The sequence below is a fragment of the Arthrobacter sp. LAPM80 genome (assembly GCF_046736435.1).
Taxonomy (GTDB): domain Bacteria; phylum Actinomycetota; class Actinomycetes; order Actinomycetales; family Micrococcaceae; genus Specibacter.
This window is the reverse complement of sequence record NZ_JBCHVD010000001.1, coordinates 275,930-292,097: the sequence shown is the minus strand read 5'-3', so window position 1 is coordinate 292,097 and position 16,168 is coordinate 275,930. Positions and strand designations below refer to the sequence as shown.

The window sequence follows — 16,168 nt, the reverse complement described above, 5'->3', positions numbered from 1 at the left end:
AGAACTAGGCGGGCAGCTGGGCGACGGCGCCGGACCACTGTGCAGGAAGGACCGTCACGGTGCCCAGCACGGCCGAGGCAATTTCATTCAGCGCCCGGGCTGCGTACTTTTCACCCACCCACAGGTGTTTGGCACCGTCGACGGCCACCATCACGGCCTGCGGAACCAAGGAGAAACGCCCCGCGGCGGCCTCCGGCTGCAGGTAGTCGTCAAGTTCTGGCACCAGTACGCTCAGCGGCTTGCCGTAGGAGGCCCAGGCCGCCAGGTCCGCGTCAACGGCCCTGTGCAGCGGGGGTGAGAGCAGCACTGCGCCCTCGATGTCTGCGGCCACCGGCGGCACAGCACCATACTTGAGCACCAGTTCGGTACCGAAGGACCAGCCGACGAGCCAGCGGTTGGGCAAGCCGCGGTCGACGGCGAACTGCACGGCCGCCTCAACGTCAAGCCGCTCACCAAGACCCTCTTGGAACATTCCGCCGCTTGTGCCGCGCGGCGACGTGGTGCCGCGGGTGTTGAAGCGCAGCACGGCAATGCCGGCAAGGGCCGGCAGCCGGTAGGAGGCCTTCTTGAACACATGTGAGTCCATGAAGCCGCCGTGCGTTGGCAGCGGGTGGAGCGTGATGAGCGTGGCCTTGACAACCCCGTCGGCAGGCAGAGCCAGCTCCCCCACCAGGGTGAGCCCGTCCGCCGTGGTCAGTTCAATGTTTTCCCGCAGGGCAAGCAGGATGGTGGCTGCGCGCACGGCAACGGGGCCACCGGCGTCGACAAAGGAAAGGGAGGCGGGATCAAAAACCATGCCTTCAAGCCTACCTGTAACGGTAACTGCGCCCCCGCCAGCAGTTGCTGTGCCAGTGGCGGCGCTCTCGCAGGCCGGCCTCGGCGCCGAACATGGCGTCCTCCTGCCACACGACTAGGTGCTGCACGCCGGGCAGGACCTGGTGGTGGCAGCCGGGGCAGGTGTACACCTTTTGGGCGTTGCCGGCAGTGATGGTGCGCACCGCCCAGACGCCGTCGGGGGCAGATTCAGTGGCCGGAATGCCAAGGCGTGCGCGGTTGAGGCCAACCTCACCGTCGTCGTCATTCCAGCCGCCTGCAGCCTTGGCGCCACGTGCGGCGGAGGTGCGGCGGCGGGGATGGTTGGAGCGGGGCATGCAACCATTGTGCCGCACTCAAGGGCGCCCGCGCGAAGCGGCCTCCCCCGCCAGCGGCTACAGTGGAGGGCGTGCGTTTAGTGATTGCCAAGTGCTCCGTCGATTACGTCGGACGCCTCAAAGCCCATCTTCCCCTCGCCGTCAGGCTGCTGTTGGTCAAGGCCGACGGCTCCGTTTTGGTACACTCCGACGGCGGCTCCTACAAGCCGTTGAACTGGATGAGCCCGCCGGCAACCCTGCGAACCGTGGGACCTGCCGACGCCGAGCTTGAGGAGGGCGTTATTGCGCAGTGGATCGTGAAATCCACGAAGGCCGACGAGCAGCTCATCATCAACATCTATGAGGAACTGCACGAGTCCAGCCATAACCTTGGCACGGATCCCGGCCTGATCAAGGACGGCGTCGAGGCTGACCTGCAGCGACTGCTGGCCGAGCAAATCGACCTGCTAGGTGCCGGCTTCACACTGATCCGGCGCGAGTACTTCACGGCGATCGGGCCCGTTGACATCCTGGCCCGTGACGCCGCCGGCGGCACGGTTGCCATTGAGCTCAAGCGCCGCGGCGACATCGACGGCGTTGAACAGCTCACTCGTTACCTTGAACTGCTCAACCGGGATCCCCTGCTGGCCCCCGTGCGCGGCATTTTCGCCGCACAGCAGATCAAACCGCAGGCCAAAACCCTGGCCACTGACCGCGGCATTGAGTGCAAGACCCTCGATTACGACGCCATGCGCGGCGTTGATGACAGCGCGTCACGCCTTTTCTGACTGTTGGGCGCGCCACGCTGGCTAGACTTGGGACATGACTGATCCCACCACAGAGCCCACGTCCGTGAAATTCCTGATCCAAGGCGCCCTCGCCACGGAACACGGCATCATTGAAGGCGGACTGCTCGCCATCGACGGCGACCGGATTGTGTACGCCGGGCGGGTCGACCACTTCGATGAACAGGGCTTTGGCCCGGAAGACCTCGATGCGGCCAACATCATCTCCCTGCCCGCCGGCCACCGGATCCTCCCCGGCCTGGTTGACATCCACAACCACGGCGGCAATGGCGGTGACTTCCCCAGCGGCGACGAGGCATCGGCGCGGACAGCCGTCGACTTCCTGCACCGCGCAGGCACTACCACGCTGCTGGCAAGCATGGTCACAGCCTCCCCCGAGGACCTTCTGAAGGGCATCGGCCTTTACGCCGCCATGACGGACGAGGGGCTGCTGGCAGGCATCCACCTCGAGGGTCCCTTCCTCTCGCATGCACGCTGCGGCGCCCAGAACCCGGCGTTCCTACTTGAACCCGACCTGGATCTGACGGCGGCGCTGATTGAGGCCGGCCGCGGCACCATCACCACCATGACGTATGCGCCGGAGCTGCCCGGAGCCGCCGATCTCGTTGACCTGCTCACGAGCCACGGCATCACCCCGTCGGTCGGCCACACCGACTCCGACACCGCTACAGCGGCCGAGTCGCTTGAGCGCGCACGCGAGGGCCTTGATTCCACCGGGTTCGACGGCGTATCCGGACGCCCCACCGTGACCCACCTCTTCAACGGCATGCCTCCCATGCACCACAGGTCCCCCGGCCCCGTCGCTGCCTGCCTGCGCGCCGCCGGCGCCGGGCACGCCGCCGTCGAGCTTGTTGCCGACAACACCCACCTTGACCCCGAAACCGTCAAGACGGTCTTTGCCCTGGTCGGTGCCTCGAACATCGTGCTCGTGACGGATTCCATGGCGGCTGCCGGCCTGGCCGACGGCCAGTACATGCTTGGCCCGTCCCCCGTCACCGTGTCAGAGGGCGTAGCGACCCTTGATGCCACGGGCTCAATTGCCGGCGGCACAGCCACCTTGCTCGACGTCGTCCGCCGCACCACTGCGGCAGGTGTGAAGTTCACCGATGCCCTAAAGTCAGCCACTGTGGTCCCGGCCGCAGTCCTGGGCCTGACGGACGAGGTCGGTGCGCTGCGCCGCGGCCTGCGCGCCGACGTGCTGATTGTTGACTCCGAACTGCACCTCCAGCACGTCATGCGTGCAGGAGCGTGGCTGACGTAGTTAATATTTACGACTCTTTTGTGCACTTCGTTGACCTTGCATGTGACTCATGTCATGCTGAAATCGCGCCCGTCGAGGCAATAAGTCAAAGGCGGAGCAATACACAGAGCAGTACAGTATTGGCTTTCATCACAAGGAGAAATGTACATGGCACAGGGAACCGTCAAGTGGTTCAACGCTGAAAAGGGCTTCGGCTTCATCACCCCCGACAACGCCGAGGGGGATGTGTTTGTCCACTACTCGGAAATCCAAAGTGGCGGCTTCAAGACCTTGGATGAAAACGCCCGCGTTGAGTTTGAAATCGGCCAAGGCACCAAGGGCCCGCAGGCCACCGGTGTGACAACGCTCTAACCGGAATCATCAAGCCCTTCACAGGATTTGCACCACCCCAACAGCCCCCGGCATCGATGCCTGGGGCTGTTGGCGTTCGGGTACTACTGCCGCCGCAACATCTTGGCCACCGACCGCACCGACACGTTGGGCATGTAAGCCTCCCCCACGGCCCGTCCGATGGCGGGCAGCGACAACGGGTCCGGGTACATCAAGTACATTGAGCGGTGGCGCGGCTTGAATCGCTGTTTGAAGTTGGCCAGCGAGGCGAAACCGTAGACGGGTTCAAGGGTTCGCGCCAACAGGCCAAGGATCCGGCCAAGGCTGCTGCCCTCCTCCTGGCTGTTGGCCAGCGGGGAACCCGAGAGGGAAATGTACTCCACTGTTTCCTTGAAGTGGTGAACGGCCTGGGCGATCAGGTATTCCATGACGCCGTTGAAGGCCCCCGCGTTGCGGCGCATGAAGTCAAGCGTCCAGCTCACCACCTCGCCCTCGGCGAAGACAGGCAGCCAGCTTGTCACGGCATGGATGCGTCCCGTGTCGTCAATGGCCAGGCACAGCTGGACGTTGTCGTCCTTGAGTTGCTCTAGGCCGCCAAGGGTGAAGCCCAATTCCGGCAGCGCCTGGCCCGATACCCAGTCCTCTGAGATCTCGTTGACCTGCGTGCGCTGGCCGCCTGTGAGCTCGGAGTACGTGCACCAGTGTGCGGTGACCCCCAGCTTTTCGGCCTTGTTCAGGGCCGTTCTGACGTTTTGCCAGTCCTTACCCTTGAAATTCATCGTCTGGATGTCAAGGAGTGTCTCCGCGGCGACGGGCATGCGCCTGAACCCCCGGCGTTCAAGGACGTCCGCGGGTCCCTCTGTCACCGAGTAAAAGCATGCTGTGAGCGACTCGTGCGTGCAGAAGTCCAGGAACTCATCCATGGCGGTTTCGAAGTCCACCGGCTCCCCCACGGGGCCGCCGACGGTGAGTGCAACGCCGCTGTGGGCCTGGTAGGCAACGGCAACAGTCCCGTTTGTGTTGAACCAGTACTGGTTGTTCTCCCACAACGTCATCCAGGACAGGGAGTCACCACCACGGCGCACCAGTTCCGCGGCTTTGATGCGGTCGGTTGGGCCACTGCGCCGGTGCCTGCTCAGGAATACTGCCAGAACGCTCACGGTGGCCAGCACCCAGAAAACCGATCCGCCCAGGCCGAAAAGCAATTGGGAGAAGAAGCCGTGCGGGTAGACGCTCGCAGCATAGGAGAACGGGAAAGGGAACGGCAGGACGATTCGCGGGATTCCCGCCACCAGGCCCACCAGGCCCAGCCTGCTGTCCTCGTTGCCCTCGGCAAACCATGCGGCAGCGTACAAACCGATGAGGGCCAGCAGGGCCACAGTCACGAACACGAGCGAGCGCCTGCGCAACGCCGGATCGGGATCAACCGGGAAATGCCGACGGCGCGCCACCAGCAGTGCGGCGATCACGATAGGGACCAGCACCACGGGCAGGAGCTCCCACACGGATTCGCTGATGCTCAGGGTGCGGTGCCCGCTGCGCATGGACAGGCCAAGTCCCGCAAAGACCTGAAAATAGAACGCCGCTACAAGCCCAATGAGCAGGTGGAGGTAAACGGCGGCCCACAACGCCAGCCGGTTACCGCGCCGCAGCCCCTCGGCGCAGACGAGCAGGAGCACCATGGGCATCACCGCGAGCAGGTGCCCGCCGGGACCCATGAAGCCAAGGTTGTTGACAAGGCTGTGGCAGGCAGCGGTGGCATCGAGGCAGCTGGCGTGCCATTGGGGCAGTGTGGGGTCCTGGCCGGTGATCCAGGTGCGGAGCACGGCAAGGGGCCCCTCGGCCCCGTGTGCGACAGCGGCGGCGACCGGGCCCACGGCAAAGACGGCAACGACCATGGCAAGGTTGGTGCGTACTTCCCGTGTTGTCGACCGCCTGAGCACGCCCTCACCGACGGCCTTGACGAACAGCCGGCCCAGGGCAAGCCCGGCAAGCGCCGCCAACAAGATGAACACATGCTGCGCATGGCCAACATAGACGCTGAGCATGATCGACGTCGCAACGATCAGAACGCGCAGGCGCCGCCGCCACAGGAGGCTGATGGCCTGGCTCGCGGCCATCAACGTCCCCACCGACGCGGCAAACGGCCCCAGCAGCGTGGCACGGTTCATCCCGGTCGGCCAGTCAATCCCCGCTGCCGTGCCCCACTCGAGCAGCCCCGAGTAGAGCACGACGGCGACAAGTTGCGATGCGATGAAAAGTGCCCCTGCACGCAGGGTCCCCAAGGTTGTTTCCGCCAGTCCAAACACCACCCCCAGCACCACGACACCCAGCAGCATCGAAGCTATGTTGGTGCTCAGGAACAATGTGCTCAGGCTGTTCCACCAGTGGCTGCCAAACAGGTCTGCGGCCTGGAAGCCCCAGAACCCCGCGGCTGACGCCGGGAGGTGGTCCAAGAAGGCGCCCGAGGTCATGTGGATAACGATGATTGCAACCATCAGGGAGGTGGTCAACGGCGCCCGGCGGATCCATCCCAGCAGGGAGCGGGCCATGGCCTGCACTGTGCCTTTGCTTGCAGGGTCCCCCGGCACCGGTTTCGTTGCTGCGGGGCCTGGGGCGTGGGAACCGGGACTGCCAAGGCCGGGTGTATCGGAGCCCACGGCAGTCACGGCAGCCCCATGGCGGCATACATAAAGGCCAGGCCATGCGGCAGCGCTTCATTGGCAACCGTCCAGGAGTGGCCGCCGGGAAAACTTGCGCTTTCGGTGATCATGCTGGCCTTGCGTGCGGCGGCGTGGAGTACTTTCACATTGGCAGAGTACAAGGTATCGCCGCTTCCCGAGGCAAACCAGCCGTGGACTGTCGGGTATTGGTTCCTGGCCAGCAGCACCAGCGGCACCTGGGCATCGAAGGCTGCCTCATCGCCACCGAAGGCGCGGGATATGGTGATCGAACGCTCCACTGCGAGTGCGGGCTCGCGTTCGGGTGAAATGGCCATGAAGGAACGGTAGACCTCGGGATGCCGTGTCACCATCTGCACGGCGCAGGTGCCCCCGAAGGAGAAGCCGCCGACGGCCCAATGGGCAGGATTGGAGTCGACGTTCAGGTGCGTCTTGATCCAGTTCGGCACGTCCTCTGCCATGTAGGTGTCGGCCTGGGCAATGCGTGAATTCAGGCACATGGTGTTGGCGGACGTGCTGCCGTTGGGATCGGGAATGACAACCAGGGGGGCCAGACCGCCATGGCGGTCGGCGTATGAGTCAAGGTCTGCGATCAGCTTCGTTGTGCTGAGCCAGGACGTGGGGGCACCGGGCTGGCCGCTGACGAGGACCAGCACTGGCAGGAGTGGGCGCTTGGCGGAAAAATAGGCAGGCGGCAAATACACGACGGCGTTGCGTGCGGTGAAGCCCGAAAGGGTGCCGGGGATGGGTTCGGACATGACCTTGCCTGAGGCGGGCAGCCCGTCAGGTGCGTTCCAGCGTGCCGACACCGGGGTCTTCATGAACTGGGTGTCAGATGACTTCTCAAGTTGCGGCAGGGCGCCACGAACGGCAACGACAGGGTCGGCCGTCAAAGTGCCCACGGTGGGGTATAGCCCAAAGTTGGCATTGATGTGTACACCGACAAAAGCACACACGACGAGGGTGGCCACTGCGGCAAGGACCCTGCGTTCAACTGGCGTTGCCGCCGGACGCCTCCGCGCGGATTTTCCGTGCCGCTCATCCGGGAAGGCTCCGGGGACGTCCGGAGTGCGGCGGCGCAAACCGGCAAACGCCGTCGTGCCTCCCATGATCACGGCCCACAGAAGGAGGGCAAGGTTGATGACAACATCAAAGGAGAGGTCTTCGGGCCACCAGAAGAACACATGGATCACAGCCCAGCAGCCGATCATGCTGATCAGGTAGGCGGCAACCGCAGTCACCAGCGCAAACAGCCACCACCGCACCGAACGCCGCGCCAGAAGGAAAACGACTGCCACGGCGCACAGCACCTTCACGAGCAGGGGAAGGGGGCCATCAACCAAGCTGATGCCGTTAATCCAACGCACAGGTCCGCCGTACTCTTGTAGGAACTCCCGCACTTATAAGTGCAGGCACCTCAATAATATCGTCTACTGCTGGGAATCATCTGCACGGAGTCTGCGTGCACACTGCGCAACGCAGGGTCAGCGCCAGGTGCCAACACCCGTGTGCGGACCTGCCTCAAGCCAGGACGACAGGCCAGCGTAGGCGCCAAACCGCATGGCCAGCAGCACGTCGTCGCCCTCGTAGGACAGCATCACTATGACCACCCCGGGTGGAACCCTCGTGAGTTCGGCCTCGCTTGGCTCGCGGCGCCCGAGCAGCACAATCTTGCTGCGCGCCATGGTCCTCGCCGGGATCGGGCTTAACGAAAGAAGCCGGACCCACTGAAGGCCCGACTCCTGATAACGACAAACCCCCATGGCCCAGCGGTTGCCCGCTGTGGAAATGGAGGCGTCCACGGTGCCCAGGGCACGCCGCAACATCATGCGGCGCACCCCGAACAGGCACAGTGCTACTACAACCAGCAGGAAGGCTACTGCCAGCACGATGAACGTAATACCGAGTTCGTCCATCAATTGATTACTAGCGAATCCCTGAGCCAGACGTTGCGCCGTCAGACAGGTGCGCATTGTCAGCAACGATCACGACCCGGTTGTTGTCAACCGAGAAGAAGCCACCGTCCACTTCCACAAAGAAGCGGGATCCGTCAACAGGAGCGATCTCCAGCAAGCCCGGCGCCAAAACCGCGAGCAACGGGGAGTGACCGGGCAAAATGCCGATCTCGCCCTCGCTGGTGAAACCCTTGACAAGGGTCGCTGCACCGGACCACACAAAGTGGTCCGCCGCTACGATTTCAACTTCGAGGTTAGCCATGCTTACTTGGTCGATTCCTGGATCGCAGCCCACTGACGCTCAACATCATCCATACCGCCGATGTTGAAGAACGCCTGCTCGGCAATGTGGTCCACGTCGCCGTCGCAGATGGCGGTGAAGCCTTCGATGGTGTCCGCAATGGAAACCGTCGAACCTTCGACGCCGGTGAACTGCTTGGCCGTGTAGGTGTTCTGTGAGAGGAACTGCTGGATACGGCGGGCGCGGGCCACGACGATCTTGTCCTCTTCACCGAGCTCGTCAATACCGAGGATCGCGATGATGTCCTGCAGTTCCTTGTTCTTCTGAAGGATCTGCTTGACACGCACTGCGGTGTCGTAGTGGGCCTGGCCGACGTACTGCGGGTCAAGGATGCGTGATGTTGACGTCAACGGATCGATGGCCGGGTACAGGCCACGTGAAGCGATTTCACGGGAAAGTTCCGTGGTCGCATCCAGGTGGGCGAAGGTCGCGGCCGGGGCCGGGTCGGTGTAGTCATCAGCGGGCACGTAAACAGCCTGCATCGACGTAATCGAGTGACCCTTGGTCGAGGTAATGCGCTCCTGGAGGAGACCCATCTCATCGGCAAGGTTGGGCTGGTAACCCACGGCCGAAGGCATGCGCCCCAGCAGTGTGGAAACCTCGGAACCGGCCTGTGTGAAACGGAAGATGTTGTCGATGAAGAGCAACACGTCCTGGTTCTGCACATCGCGGAAGTACTCGGCCATGGTCAAAGCTGACAGGGCCACGCGCAGACGCGTTCCCGGCGGCTCATCCATCTGGCCGAACACGAGTGCGGTGTCCTTGAGAACACCCGACTCTTCCATTTCCACCCAGAGGTCATTACCTTCTCGTGTTCGCTCGCCAACCCCGGCGAATACCGAAGTACCACCGAAGTTGCGGGCCACGCGGGTGATCATTTCCTGGATCAAAACCGTCTTGCCAACACCGGCACCACCGAAGAGGCCGATCTTTCCACCCTTGATGTAGGGAGTCAGCAAGTCAATGGACTTGATACCGGTCTCGAGCATCTCCGTGGAGCCTTCGAGGCTCGCAAATGCCGGGGGCTTGCGGTGGATGGACCAGCGCTCGGTGTAGTCGAGCTCCGCTTCCGTCACGTCAAGGGGCTCGCCCAGGACGTTGAAGATGTGGCCCTTGACGCCGTCGCCTACCGGCACGGTGATGGGCCTACCCAGGTCCTGCACAACGCTGCCGCGGACAAGTCCGTCGGTGGCCTGTAGGGAGATGCCGCGGATGACGCCGTCTCCCAGGTGCTGGCTGGTTTCGAAGGTGATGGTCTTGGTCTCACCGTTGAGAGTGATCTCGGTGGTGAGTGCATTGTAAATAGCGGGAATGCCGTCAGCCGGGAATTCGACGTCGACAACCGGGCCGATAACGCGCGCAATGCGGCCTCTGGCACCGGCCTTCGCTGCGGTTCCCTGCTCGTTGAGTTGGGCAGTCATCTCTCTCACTTCACTTGTGTAGATGGCATTGAATAAGTATGAATTGGGCTGCTAAGAGGCGTTGAGCGCGTCAGCGCCCGCAACAATCTCGGAGAGCTCCTGCGTAACTTCAGCCTGCCGGGCATTGTTACGAAGACGCGTGTACTTCTTGATCAGATCATTGGCGTTGTCGCCTGCGGACTTCATGGCCCGCTGACGTGCCGCAAGCTCGGAAGCCGCTGCCTGCAATAGTGCCGAGAAGATGCGTGACTCAATGTACCGCGGCAACAAAGCGTCCAAGACGTCCTCGGGCTGCGGCTCGAACTCGTACAGCGGCAGCAGGTCGGATGAGGATTCAACTTCTTCCTCAACAACTTCCAACGGCAGCAAACGAATTACTGTTGGCTCCTGAACAACCATTGACTTGAACTGAGTGTAGACAACATGGATTTCATCCACGCCGCCGTCCTCAAAATCGGTTGCGAAGTCCAACAGCAGGGCCTCGCGGAGTTGACGTGCAGTTTCAAACTCCGGCGCGTCAGTGCCACCGGTCCATACCTTGGCGTAATCGCGGCCACGGAAGTCAAAGTACGCCTGTGCCTTGCGGCCGACCAGGTAGGTCGTGACGTCTTTGCCTTCTCCATGCAGCAACTCGATAAGGTGCTCTGCCTGCTTCAAAACACTGGCAGAGTAGGAACCGGCAAGACCACGGTCGGAAGTCATCACCAATACTGCAGCCCGGCGGATGGAATCCGGCTCGGTTGTCAGCGGGTGGTCGACCTCGGACTGGGACGCAACGGCAGAAACGGCACGGGTGATCGCATTGGAATACGGCAATGAAGCCGAAACGCGCAAGCGCGCCTTTCCAATGCGGGACGTAGCGATCAGTTCCATCGCCTTGAAGATCTTTTGCATCGACGTGGTCGAGGCGATCTTCTGGCGGTAGACCCGGATCTGGGCTCCCATGTTTTTCCTTTCCTTATCCTTGTTCGGGTTGTTGGCCCTTCACGGGCCAACAACCCGTATCAGGGATGGTGTCAGCGTTTCTGCTTAACGATCTTTTCCTGGTCGACATCCTGCGCGGAAAGCGCGTCGAACTCTTCGTGGCCGGCGCCAACAAGCTTGTCGTCGCCCTCCCCGAAGAAGCCCTTCTTGAAGTCAACAATGTTGGACTTGAGCGCGTCAACAGTCGAAGGTTCGAGCAAATTGGTCTGAGCCAAGGTGGTCAAAACCGACGTGCGCAGACGCAGGTGCTCGAGGAATTCGGTCTCGAAGCGGCGTACATCTTCCACCGGGACGTTATCCAGGTATCCGTTGGTGCCCATCCAGATTGAAACAACCTGGTTCTCGACCGGGAACGGTGCATACTGACCCTGCTTGAGCAGTTCCATCAGGCGTGCACCACGGGTCAGCTGCTGCTTGGAGGCGGCATCCAAATCCGAGGCGAACATGGCAAATGCAGCCATGTCACGGTACTGAGCCAATTCCAGCTTCAACGTACCGGAAACCTTCTTCATGGCCTTGACCTGTGCAGCACCACCAACGCGGGATACAGAGACACCGACGTCTACTGCAGGGCGCTGGTTGGCGTTGAAGAGGTCCGACTGGAGGAAGATCTGTCCGTCGGTGATGGAAATAACGTTGGTCGGAATGTAAGCCGATACGTCATTTGCCTTGGTCTCAATGATCGGCAGGCCGGTCATTGAACCTGCGCCGAGCTCATCGGAGAGCTTGGCACAACGTTCCAGAAGGCGGGAGTGCAGGTAGAACACGTCACCGGGGTATGCCTCGCGGCCCGGCGGGCGACGCAGCAACAGTGAAACGGCGCGGTATGCCTCGGCCTGCTTTGAAAGGTCATCAAAGACAATCAGAACGTGCTTGCCGGCATACATCCAGTGCTGGCCAATAGCCGAGCCGGTGTAGGGAGCCAGGTACTTGAAACCAGCCGGGTCCGAAGCCGGGGAGGCAACGATCGTGGTGTATTCCAAGGCACCGTTGTCAGCCAGGGTCTGGCGGACGGCAGCAATGGTGGAAGCCTTCTGGCCGATGGCTACGTAAACGCAGCGCACCTGCTTCTTGACATCGTTCGAAGCCCAGTTGGCCTTCTGGTTGATGATGGTGTCAACGGCCAGGGCCGTCTTTCCCGTCTGGCGGTCACCAATGATCAGCTGACGCTGGCCACGGCCGATCGGGATCATGGCGTCAATGGCCTTCATACCGGTCTGCAACGGCTCAGTTACAGACTGGCGCTGGGTTACACCCGGTGCCTGAAGTTCCAGAGCACGGCGGCCTTCGGATTCAATCTCGCCCAGGTCGTCCATAGGCTGACCCAAGGGGTCAACCACGCGGCCCAGGAAGTTGTCGCCCACCGGCACGGAGAGGATCTCCCCTGTGCGGTGAACCTGCTGGCCCTCGGCGATGCCGGCGAAGTCGCCAAGGACAACAACACCGATCTCGCGAGTGTCCAAGTTCTGGGCCAAGCCCAGTGTGCCGTCTTCGAAACGAAGAAGCTCGTTGGCCATGACGGAGGGAAGACCCTCCACCTTGGCAATGCCGTCACTAGCCGTTGTGACGCGGCCAACCTCGACGCGCTCTGCGTTGCCCGGTTCATAGGACGCTGCGAACTCATTCAAGGCATTGCGGACGTCGTCGGCATTGATGGTCAAGTCGGCCATCTGCAGTCCCTGCTCTCCTAAGTTGTGGCTGCCACCTGAAAAATTGTGTGGTGGCAACCTAAATTTTTGATTCAGTCTGTTGTGGACTGGCTGTCAAGGAAACTAAAAAGTTTCCTACACTGCCAACCGGCGGCGAAGATCGGAAAGTCGGGTGGCTGCGGATGCGTCAACAACCTCATCCCCCACGACAACCTTGATCCCGCCGACTAATGTCGGGTCGATGTTGACATTGATCTTCAAGTCCCGACCATAGAGATTGTTCAAGCCGGCCTGCAGGCGGTTGAGCTGCTCCACGCTCAGGTCACGGGTGACACTGACGTAGGCGATCCAACGCTGCTGGCGTTTGGCAACCAATTCCACGAAACGTTGCACCAGGGCCGTGGGCTTGAGCCCGCGGGGGGCGGCTACGGCCTGGCGGATCAACAGCGCCGAGACGGGGCTGGCGAGCGGAACAACCTTGAGCGCCAACGCACCCTTGGCTGCAGCCGTTGCCTGTCCGTCATCCAGTGCGCGCTGCAGATCATGACTGGATCCCACAACTCGGATAAACGTGAAGAGTTCCTCTTCAAGCGCATCCAGGTTGGCAGAACCGCCGCCTTGACCTTCAGCAACCGCGATCGCCGATGTTGCTGCCAAGACTTCCAGTGCATCGCCCAGGTCACGTGCATCGCTCCATCGTGAAGCAACCAAGTCCAGGAACACGCTCTGTGCCTGGGCACCGACCTTGCCTGCAAGAAGCTTGGTCGCCAGCGCTGACTTGTCCGCGCTCTCGCGAGTGGGATCGATCAGTGCGCGGCGCAGGCCGGCGTTGCTGTCCAGGACCTCAAGAATTGCGAAGAGGTCCTGGGCCAATGCGATCGACGCAGTGGCGAGCTTGGGTTCCAACGACTCCAGAGCCGCTGCCAATGACTTGCTCGATACACCTGCCATTACTTCGTTGCACCCGCGTTCGACTGGTTTTCCAAGTCGGCCAGGAAGCGCTCAACCACGCGGTTGGAACGCGCATCGTCTTCGAGGGCTTCGCCAACAATTTTGCCTGCCAGCGACGTAGCCAGAGTTCCGACCTCGCTGCGGAGGGCGTTTACTGCGGCAATACGCTCGGCTTCGATCGCAACCTGGGCCTGTGCGGTGATGCGTGCAGATTCCTCTGCAGCCTTCGCCTTCAGGTCGGCCAGGATCTGGGCGCCTTCTGAACGCGCGCTCTCACGGATGCCATTGGCTTCCGTGCGGGCGTCCATCAGCTGGGCCTTGTACTGCTCCAGGAGTGCGTTGGCTTCGGCCTGGGCCTCTTCCGCCTTCTCGATCCCGCCTTCGATGGCCTCCACACGATCTGTGTAGGACTTCTCAAAGGTGGGTGCGATGAACTTCTTCACCACGAAGAGCAGGACAGCGAAAGACACGGCAGTTACTAGTACTTCCCACACATTGGGAATAAGCGGGTTTGCACCCTCACTAGAAGCGAGGATTACTGCTGCGGTAATCATTTCTCACTAATCCTTAATCTGGTATTTGTCCATGAACACTTAGGCCCCTACGGGAGGGACCGGAAGGGTTCTTGAACTATGCGCCGATGACGAAGGCGAAAACCAAGCCCAGGATGGCGAGTGCTTCCGCAAGTGCGAAGCCAAGCAGGGCGATGGGCTGCAGGATGCGCTGTGCTTCAGGCTGGCGTGCCACACCGTTGATGTAGGCAGCGAAGATCATGCCCACGCCAATTGCCGAACCGATAGCCGCCAGGCCGTAGCCAATCATGTTAAGGGAGCCGTGCATTGTTTTGTTCCTTTCAAGATACCGGCGTTGTGCCGGCAGGTTGTGAGGTGATTCTTTATTCGAGAAAAACTAGGGGTGTTGCTGGGGGGAAAACTTAGTGTGCATCCGCGTCAAGGCTGCCCTGGATGTAGATCGCGGTCAGCAGGGTGAAGACAAATGCCTGCAGGACCATGATCAGCAATTCAAGGAAGTACATGGCCACTGAACCGGCGATCACTGCAACGCCGGTGGCATTGAGCAGGATGCTGTCCTGGACAACAATCAAGTACTGTGCACCTGCGCCTGCCAGTGACACGATCATGTGGCCGGCCAGCATTGTTGCCATCAAACGCAGCGAGTGCGTCAGCGGGCGGACAATGAAGTTGGAAATGATTTCCAAGGGCACCATGAGCGGCATGATCCAACCGGGAACACCGGAAGGAACAACTGCCAGCTTGAAGTAGCGGATGCCGTGCTTCTGCACGCCAACACCAATCCACGTGAAGTAGATGATGATGGCAATGGCGTACGCACTGCCTGCGTGAGCGAAGGAAGGCAGCTGCAACAGCGGAATCGCGCCGAAGATGTTGTTCAACAGCACAAACAGGAACACGGAGAAGAGCAGCGGCACCCAGGGGCGGAAGTTCTTCTCGCCCATGATGTCGCGGCCAACAGTGTTGCGCGCGAAGCTGTAGAAGCCTTCGGCAAAGAACTGAACCCGACCGGGAACCAGTTTCGGGTTACGGATCGCAATTCTAAAGAAAGTTGCGATAAGGACAACCGACAAGATGACCAGGATCATCTGCTTGCCGAGCCCGGTGCCGTAGTCGGACATCCAGGGAAGGATGTCGGGGAGGTGGGTGTCACTAATTGTCGGTGGAACGAAGCCACCGTCATTCGAGGCCATCGGAAGCGCAAACGCGGTCAACGCGCTGTCCTCTCTGCAGTTTCGGTCAAAGGGCAAGTATGGTGATCCATCAAGGATGGCACGCACCGTGGAAAAGTCTGATGGTGGCAATCAATGTTGCTGGTTATCATCTGGGCGACCATGCCTTTGATGATGCCGGGCCAGGAAATACCCGCAGACCGCCCCAACGGGCAAGGCCGCGAACACAATCCAAGCAGTGTGCAACAAAAAGTCCAATCCCCACCCTATCAAACCCCAGAGCAGGATTCCGCCAATAATGTAGGTGTAGTCCAGCTTTCCGGCATTCGACTTGGGGGGAACCACGACATGGTCGGGCTCGTTACCGGCAGGTGTCTTACTGGCCATCTGTCGGCTCCTTCGCTTCGCTTTCGCCGGAGTCTCCGTCATGCGCGGAAGCCCCGGGCGCAGGCACGGCCGACTCGTCAAACACCAGGAACCGCTGCTTGCTGAAGATGACAACCTCGGTTGCCTGCCACACAAGGACACAGACGACGGCGGCACCGGCAAACCAGGGTTTGTTAAGCCAGTCGGGGATGCCAAGCGCAAGGAGCACCGCGGCAAACCCGACAACCTTGACAATGTAGGTCAGCACGAAGGCGCCCATGACAGCAGACGGCATCCGCCTGCTGACAATGTGGCCAACCAACAGGCTGAGACCGAAGAAGGCAATCACCAGCAGCGAACCGGACAACACGCTGAGCACGCCGTGCATGTCCGTAAGGATGAATGCCGCAAGCACCATGGCAACCACGGCAATGCCGTCAACCAGGAGGCACTTTTTCAAGATGTTCCAGCTGGGACTCGCCGAGGGACCGGAGGCCGTCAACAGGCCGCGCTCAGCGCCGGGGTGGGCGCCTTTGTCCTTCATGGGAACTCCATCATCTGGAAATCATCGGGAAAAGTCCTCGCCTGCGGCGGTGGGGGTGAATGTCACCAGAGGAAATTCTACACG

The 16,168-nt window shown here is 61.4% G+C and carries 18 protein-coding genes; 3 read left to right on the top strand and 15 right to left on the bottom strand.

Going from position 1 to position 16,168, the window contains the following annotated elements; translation table 11 throughout:
* Positions 1-4: 4 nt before the first annotated feature.
* Complete coding sequence (locus AAGW05_RS01325; RefSeq protein WP_411802660.1) at positions 5-796, bottom strand: alpha/beta hydrolase; 792 nt, start codon at positions 794-796, stop codon at positions 5-7.
* A 10-nt stretch (positions 797-806) separates the two neighbouring features.
* On the bottom strand, positions 807-1,151 hold the full coding sequence (locus AAGW05_RS01320) for an ATP/GTP-binding protein (RefSeq protein ID WP_411802659.1): 345 nt from the start codon (positions 1,149-1,151) through the stop codon (positions 807-809).
* Positions 1,152-1,222: 71 nt separating this feature from the next.
* On the opposite strand from AAGW05_RS01320, the gene nucS reads away from it, so the two are divergent.
* The 3 genes from nucS to AAGW05_RS01305 all read left to right on the top strand — a co-directional run bounded on the left by nucS (position 1,223) and on the right by AAGW05_RS01305 (position 3,548).
* Positions 1,223-1,918, top strand: a complete 696-nt coding sequence (gene nucS, locus AAGW05_RS01315; protein ID WP_411802658.1) for an endonuclease NucS — start codon at positions 1,223-1,225, stop codon at positions 1,916-1,918.
* Positions 1,919-1,952: 34 nt separating this feature from the next.
* Positions 1,953-3,197, top strand: a complete 1,245-nt coding sequence (locus AAGW05_RS01310) for an N-acetylglucosamine-6-phosphate deacetylase (RefSeq protein WP_411802657.1) — start codon at positions 1,953-1,955, stop codon at positions 3,195-3,197.
* Between the two features lie 147 nt (positions 3,198-3,344).
* Positions 3,345-3,548, top strand: a complete 204-nt coding sequence (locus tag AAGW05_RS01305; protein WP_054011799.1) for a cold-shock protein — start codon at positions 3,345-3,347, stop codon at positions 3,546-3,548.
* 83 nt (positions 3,549-3,631) lie between these two features.
* Here AAGW05_RS01305 and AAGW05_RS01300 read toward each other — a convergent pair whose 3' ends face one another.
* The 13 genes from AAGW05_RS01300 to AAGW05_RS01240 form a co-directional block, all read right to left on the bottom strand.
* Complete coding sequence (locus tag AAGW05_RS01300) at positions 3,632-6,196, bottom strand: bifunctional lysylphosphatidylglycerol flippase/synthetase MprF (RefSeq protein WP_411802656.1); 2,565 nt, start codon at positions 6,194-6,196, stop codon at positions 3,632-3,634.
* Positions 6,193-7,575 (bottom strand): alpha/beta hydrolase, encoded by a 1,383-nt coding sequence (locus tag AAGW05_RS01295; protein ID WP_411802655.1) that lies wholly within the window; start codon positions 7,573-7,575, stop codon positions 6,193-6,195. Before AAGW05_RS01295 ends, AAGW05_RS01300 begins: the two co-directional genes overlap by 4 nt.
* Before the next feature lie 117 nt (positions 7,576-7,692).
* On the bottom strand, positions 7,693-8,124 hold the full coding sequence (locus AAGW05_RS01290; RefSeq protein WP_411802654.1) for a DUF2550 domain-containing protein: 432 nt from the start codon (positions 8,122-8,124) through the stop codon (positions 7,693-7,695).
* 10 nt (positions 8,125-8,134) lie between these two features.
* Positions 8,135-8,425 carry a F0F1 ATP synthase subunit epsilon gene (locus tag AAGW05_RS01285; RefSeq protein ID WP_411802653.1) on the bottom strand — a complete coding sequence of 97 codons (291 nt, stop codon included), beginning with the start codon at positions 8,423-8,425 and terminating at the stop codon, positions 8,135-8,137.
* A 2-nt stretch (positions 8,426-8,427) separates the two neighbouring features.
* Positions 8,428-9,885 (bottom strand): F0F1 ATP synthase subunit beta, encoded by a 1,458-nt coding sequence (gene atpD / locus AAGW05_RS01280; RefSeq protein ID WP_411802845.1) that lies wholly within the window; start codon positions 9,883-9,885, stop codon positions 8,428-8,430.
* A 51-nt stretch (positions 9,886-9,936) separates the two neighbouring features.
* A complete protein-coding gene (locus AAGW05_RS01275; RefSeq protein ID WP_411802652.1) occupies positions 9,937-10,830 on the bottom strand; it encodes a F0F1 ATP synthase subunit gamma in 894 nt (297 codons plus the stop codon).
* 71 nt (positions 10,831-10,901) lie between these two features.
* Positions 10,902-12,539 (bottom strand): F0F1 ATP synthase subunit alpha, encoded by a 1,638-nt coding sequence (atpA, locus tag AAGW05_RS01270; RefSeq protein WP_411802651.1) that lies wholly within the window; start codon positions 12,537-12,539, stop codon positions 10,902-10,904.
* Between the two features lie 114 nt (positions 12,540-12,653).
* Positions 12,654-13,469, bottom strand: coding sequence for a F0F1 ATP synthase subunit delta (locus tag AAGW05_RS01265; protein WP_411802650.1), 816 nt, complete (start codon positions 13,467-13,469; stop codon positions 12,654-12,656).
* Positions 13,469-14,020 (bottom strand): F0F1 ATP synthase subunit B, encoded by a 552-nt coding sequence (locus tag AAGW05_RS01260; protein ID WP_411802844.1) that lies wholly within the window; start codon positions 14,018-14,020, stop codon positions 13,469-13,471. The genes AAGW05_RS01265 and AAGW05_RS01260 overlap by 1 nt, the downstream gene beginning before the upstream one ends.
* Before the next feature lie 79 nt (positions 14,021-14,099).
* Positions 14,100-14,309 carry an ATP synthase subunit C gene (locus AAGW05_RS01255; RefSeq protein ID WP_062287156.1) on the bottom strand — a complete coding sequence of 70 codons (210 nt, stop codon included), beginning with the start codon at positions 14,307-14,309 and terminating at the stop codon, positions 14,100-14,102.
* Between the two features lie 94 nt (positions 14,310-14,403).
* Positions 14,404-15,216, bottom strand: a complete 813-nt coding sequence (gene atpB / locus AAGW05_RS01250) for a F0F1 ATP synthase subunit A (RefSeq protein WP_411802649.1) — start codon at positions 15,214-15,216, stop codon at positions 14,404-14,406.
* A gap of 90 nt (positions 15,217-15,306) precedes the next feature.
* Complete coding sequence (locus AAGW05_RS01245; protein WP_411802648.1) at positions 15,307-15,561, bottom strand: hypothetical protein; 255 nt, start codon at positions 15,559-15,561, stop codon at positions 15,307-15,309.
* The gene (locus tag AAGW05_RS01240) at positions 15,551-16,084 is read right to left on the bottom strand and encodes a hypothetical protein (protein WP_411802647.1); all 534 of its coding nucleotides are present in this window, start codon (positions 16,082-16,084) and stop codon (positions 15,551-15,553) included. Before AAGW05_RS01240 ends, AAGW05_RS01245 begins: the two co-directional genes overlap by 11 nt.
* Positions 16,085-16,168: the final 84 nt, after the last annotated feature.

What these genes read in the sequence shown, in the direction of transcription:
- AAGW05_RS01265 (WP_411802650.1), bottom strand. Translation starts at nt 13,469, where the DNA reads ATGGCAGGTGTATCGAGCAAGTCATTGGCAGCGGCTCTGGAGTCGTTG.
- AAGW05_RS01255 (WP_062287156.1), bottom strand. Translation starts at nt 14,309, where the DNA reads ATGCACGGCTCCCTTAACATGATTGGCTACGGCCTGGCGGCTATCGGT.
- AAGW05_RS01245 (WP_411802648.1), bottom strand. Translation starts at nt 15,561, where the DNA reads ATGGCCAGTAAGACACCTGCCGGTAACGAGCCCGACCATGTCGTGGTT.
- AAGW05_RS01310 (WP_411802657.1), top strand. Translation starts at nt 1,953, where the DNA reads ATGACTGATCCCACCACAGAGCCCACGTCCGTGAAATTCCTGATCCAA.
- atpD (WP_411802845.1), bottom strand. Translation starts at nt 9,885, where the DNA reads ATGACTGCCCAACTCAACGAGCAGGGAACCGCAGCGAAGGCCGGTGCC.
- AAGW05_RS01240 (WP_411802647.1), bottom strand. Translation starts at nt 16,084, where the DNA reads ATGAAGGACAAAGGCGCCCACCCCGGCGCTGAGCGCGGCCTGTTGACG.
- AAGW05_RS01275 (WP_411802652.1), bottom strand. Translation starts at nt 10,830, where the DNA reads ATGGGAGCCCAGATCCGGGTCTACCGCCAGAAGATCGCCTCGACCACG.
- AAGW05_RS01320 (WP_411802659.1), bottom strand. Translation starts at nt 1,151, where the DNA reads ATGCCCCGCTCCAACCATCCCCGCCGCCGCACCTCCGCCGCACGTGGC.
- AAGW05_RS01290 (WP_411802654.1), bottom strand. Translation starts at nt 8,124, where the DNA reads ATGGACGAACTCGGTATTACGTTCATCGTGCTGGCAGTAGCCTTCCTG.
- AAGW05_RS01325 (WP_411802660.1), bottom strand. Translation starts at nt 796, where the DNA reads ATGGTTTTTGATCCCGCCTCCCTTTCCTTTGTCGACGCCGGTGGCCCC.
- AAGW05_RS01285 (WP_411802653.1), bottom strand. Translation starts at nt 8,425, where the DNA reads ATGGCTAACCTCGAAGTTGAAATCGTAGCGGCGGACCACTTTGTGTGG.
- atpA (WP_411802651.1), bottom strand. Translation starts at nt 12,539, where the DNA reads ATGGCCGACTTGACCATCAATGCCGACGACGTCCGCAATGCCTTGAAT.
- AAGW05_RS01305 (WP_054011799.1), top strand. Translation starts at nt 3,345, where the DNA reads ATGGCACAGGGAACCGTCAAGTGGTTCAACGCTGAAAAGGGCTTCGGC.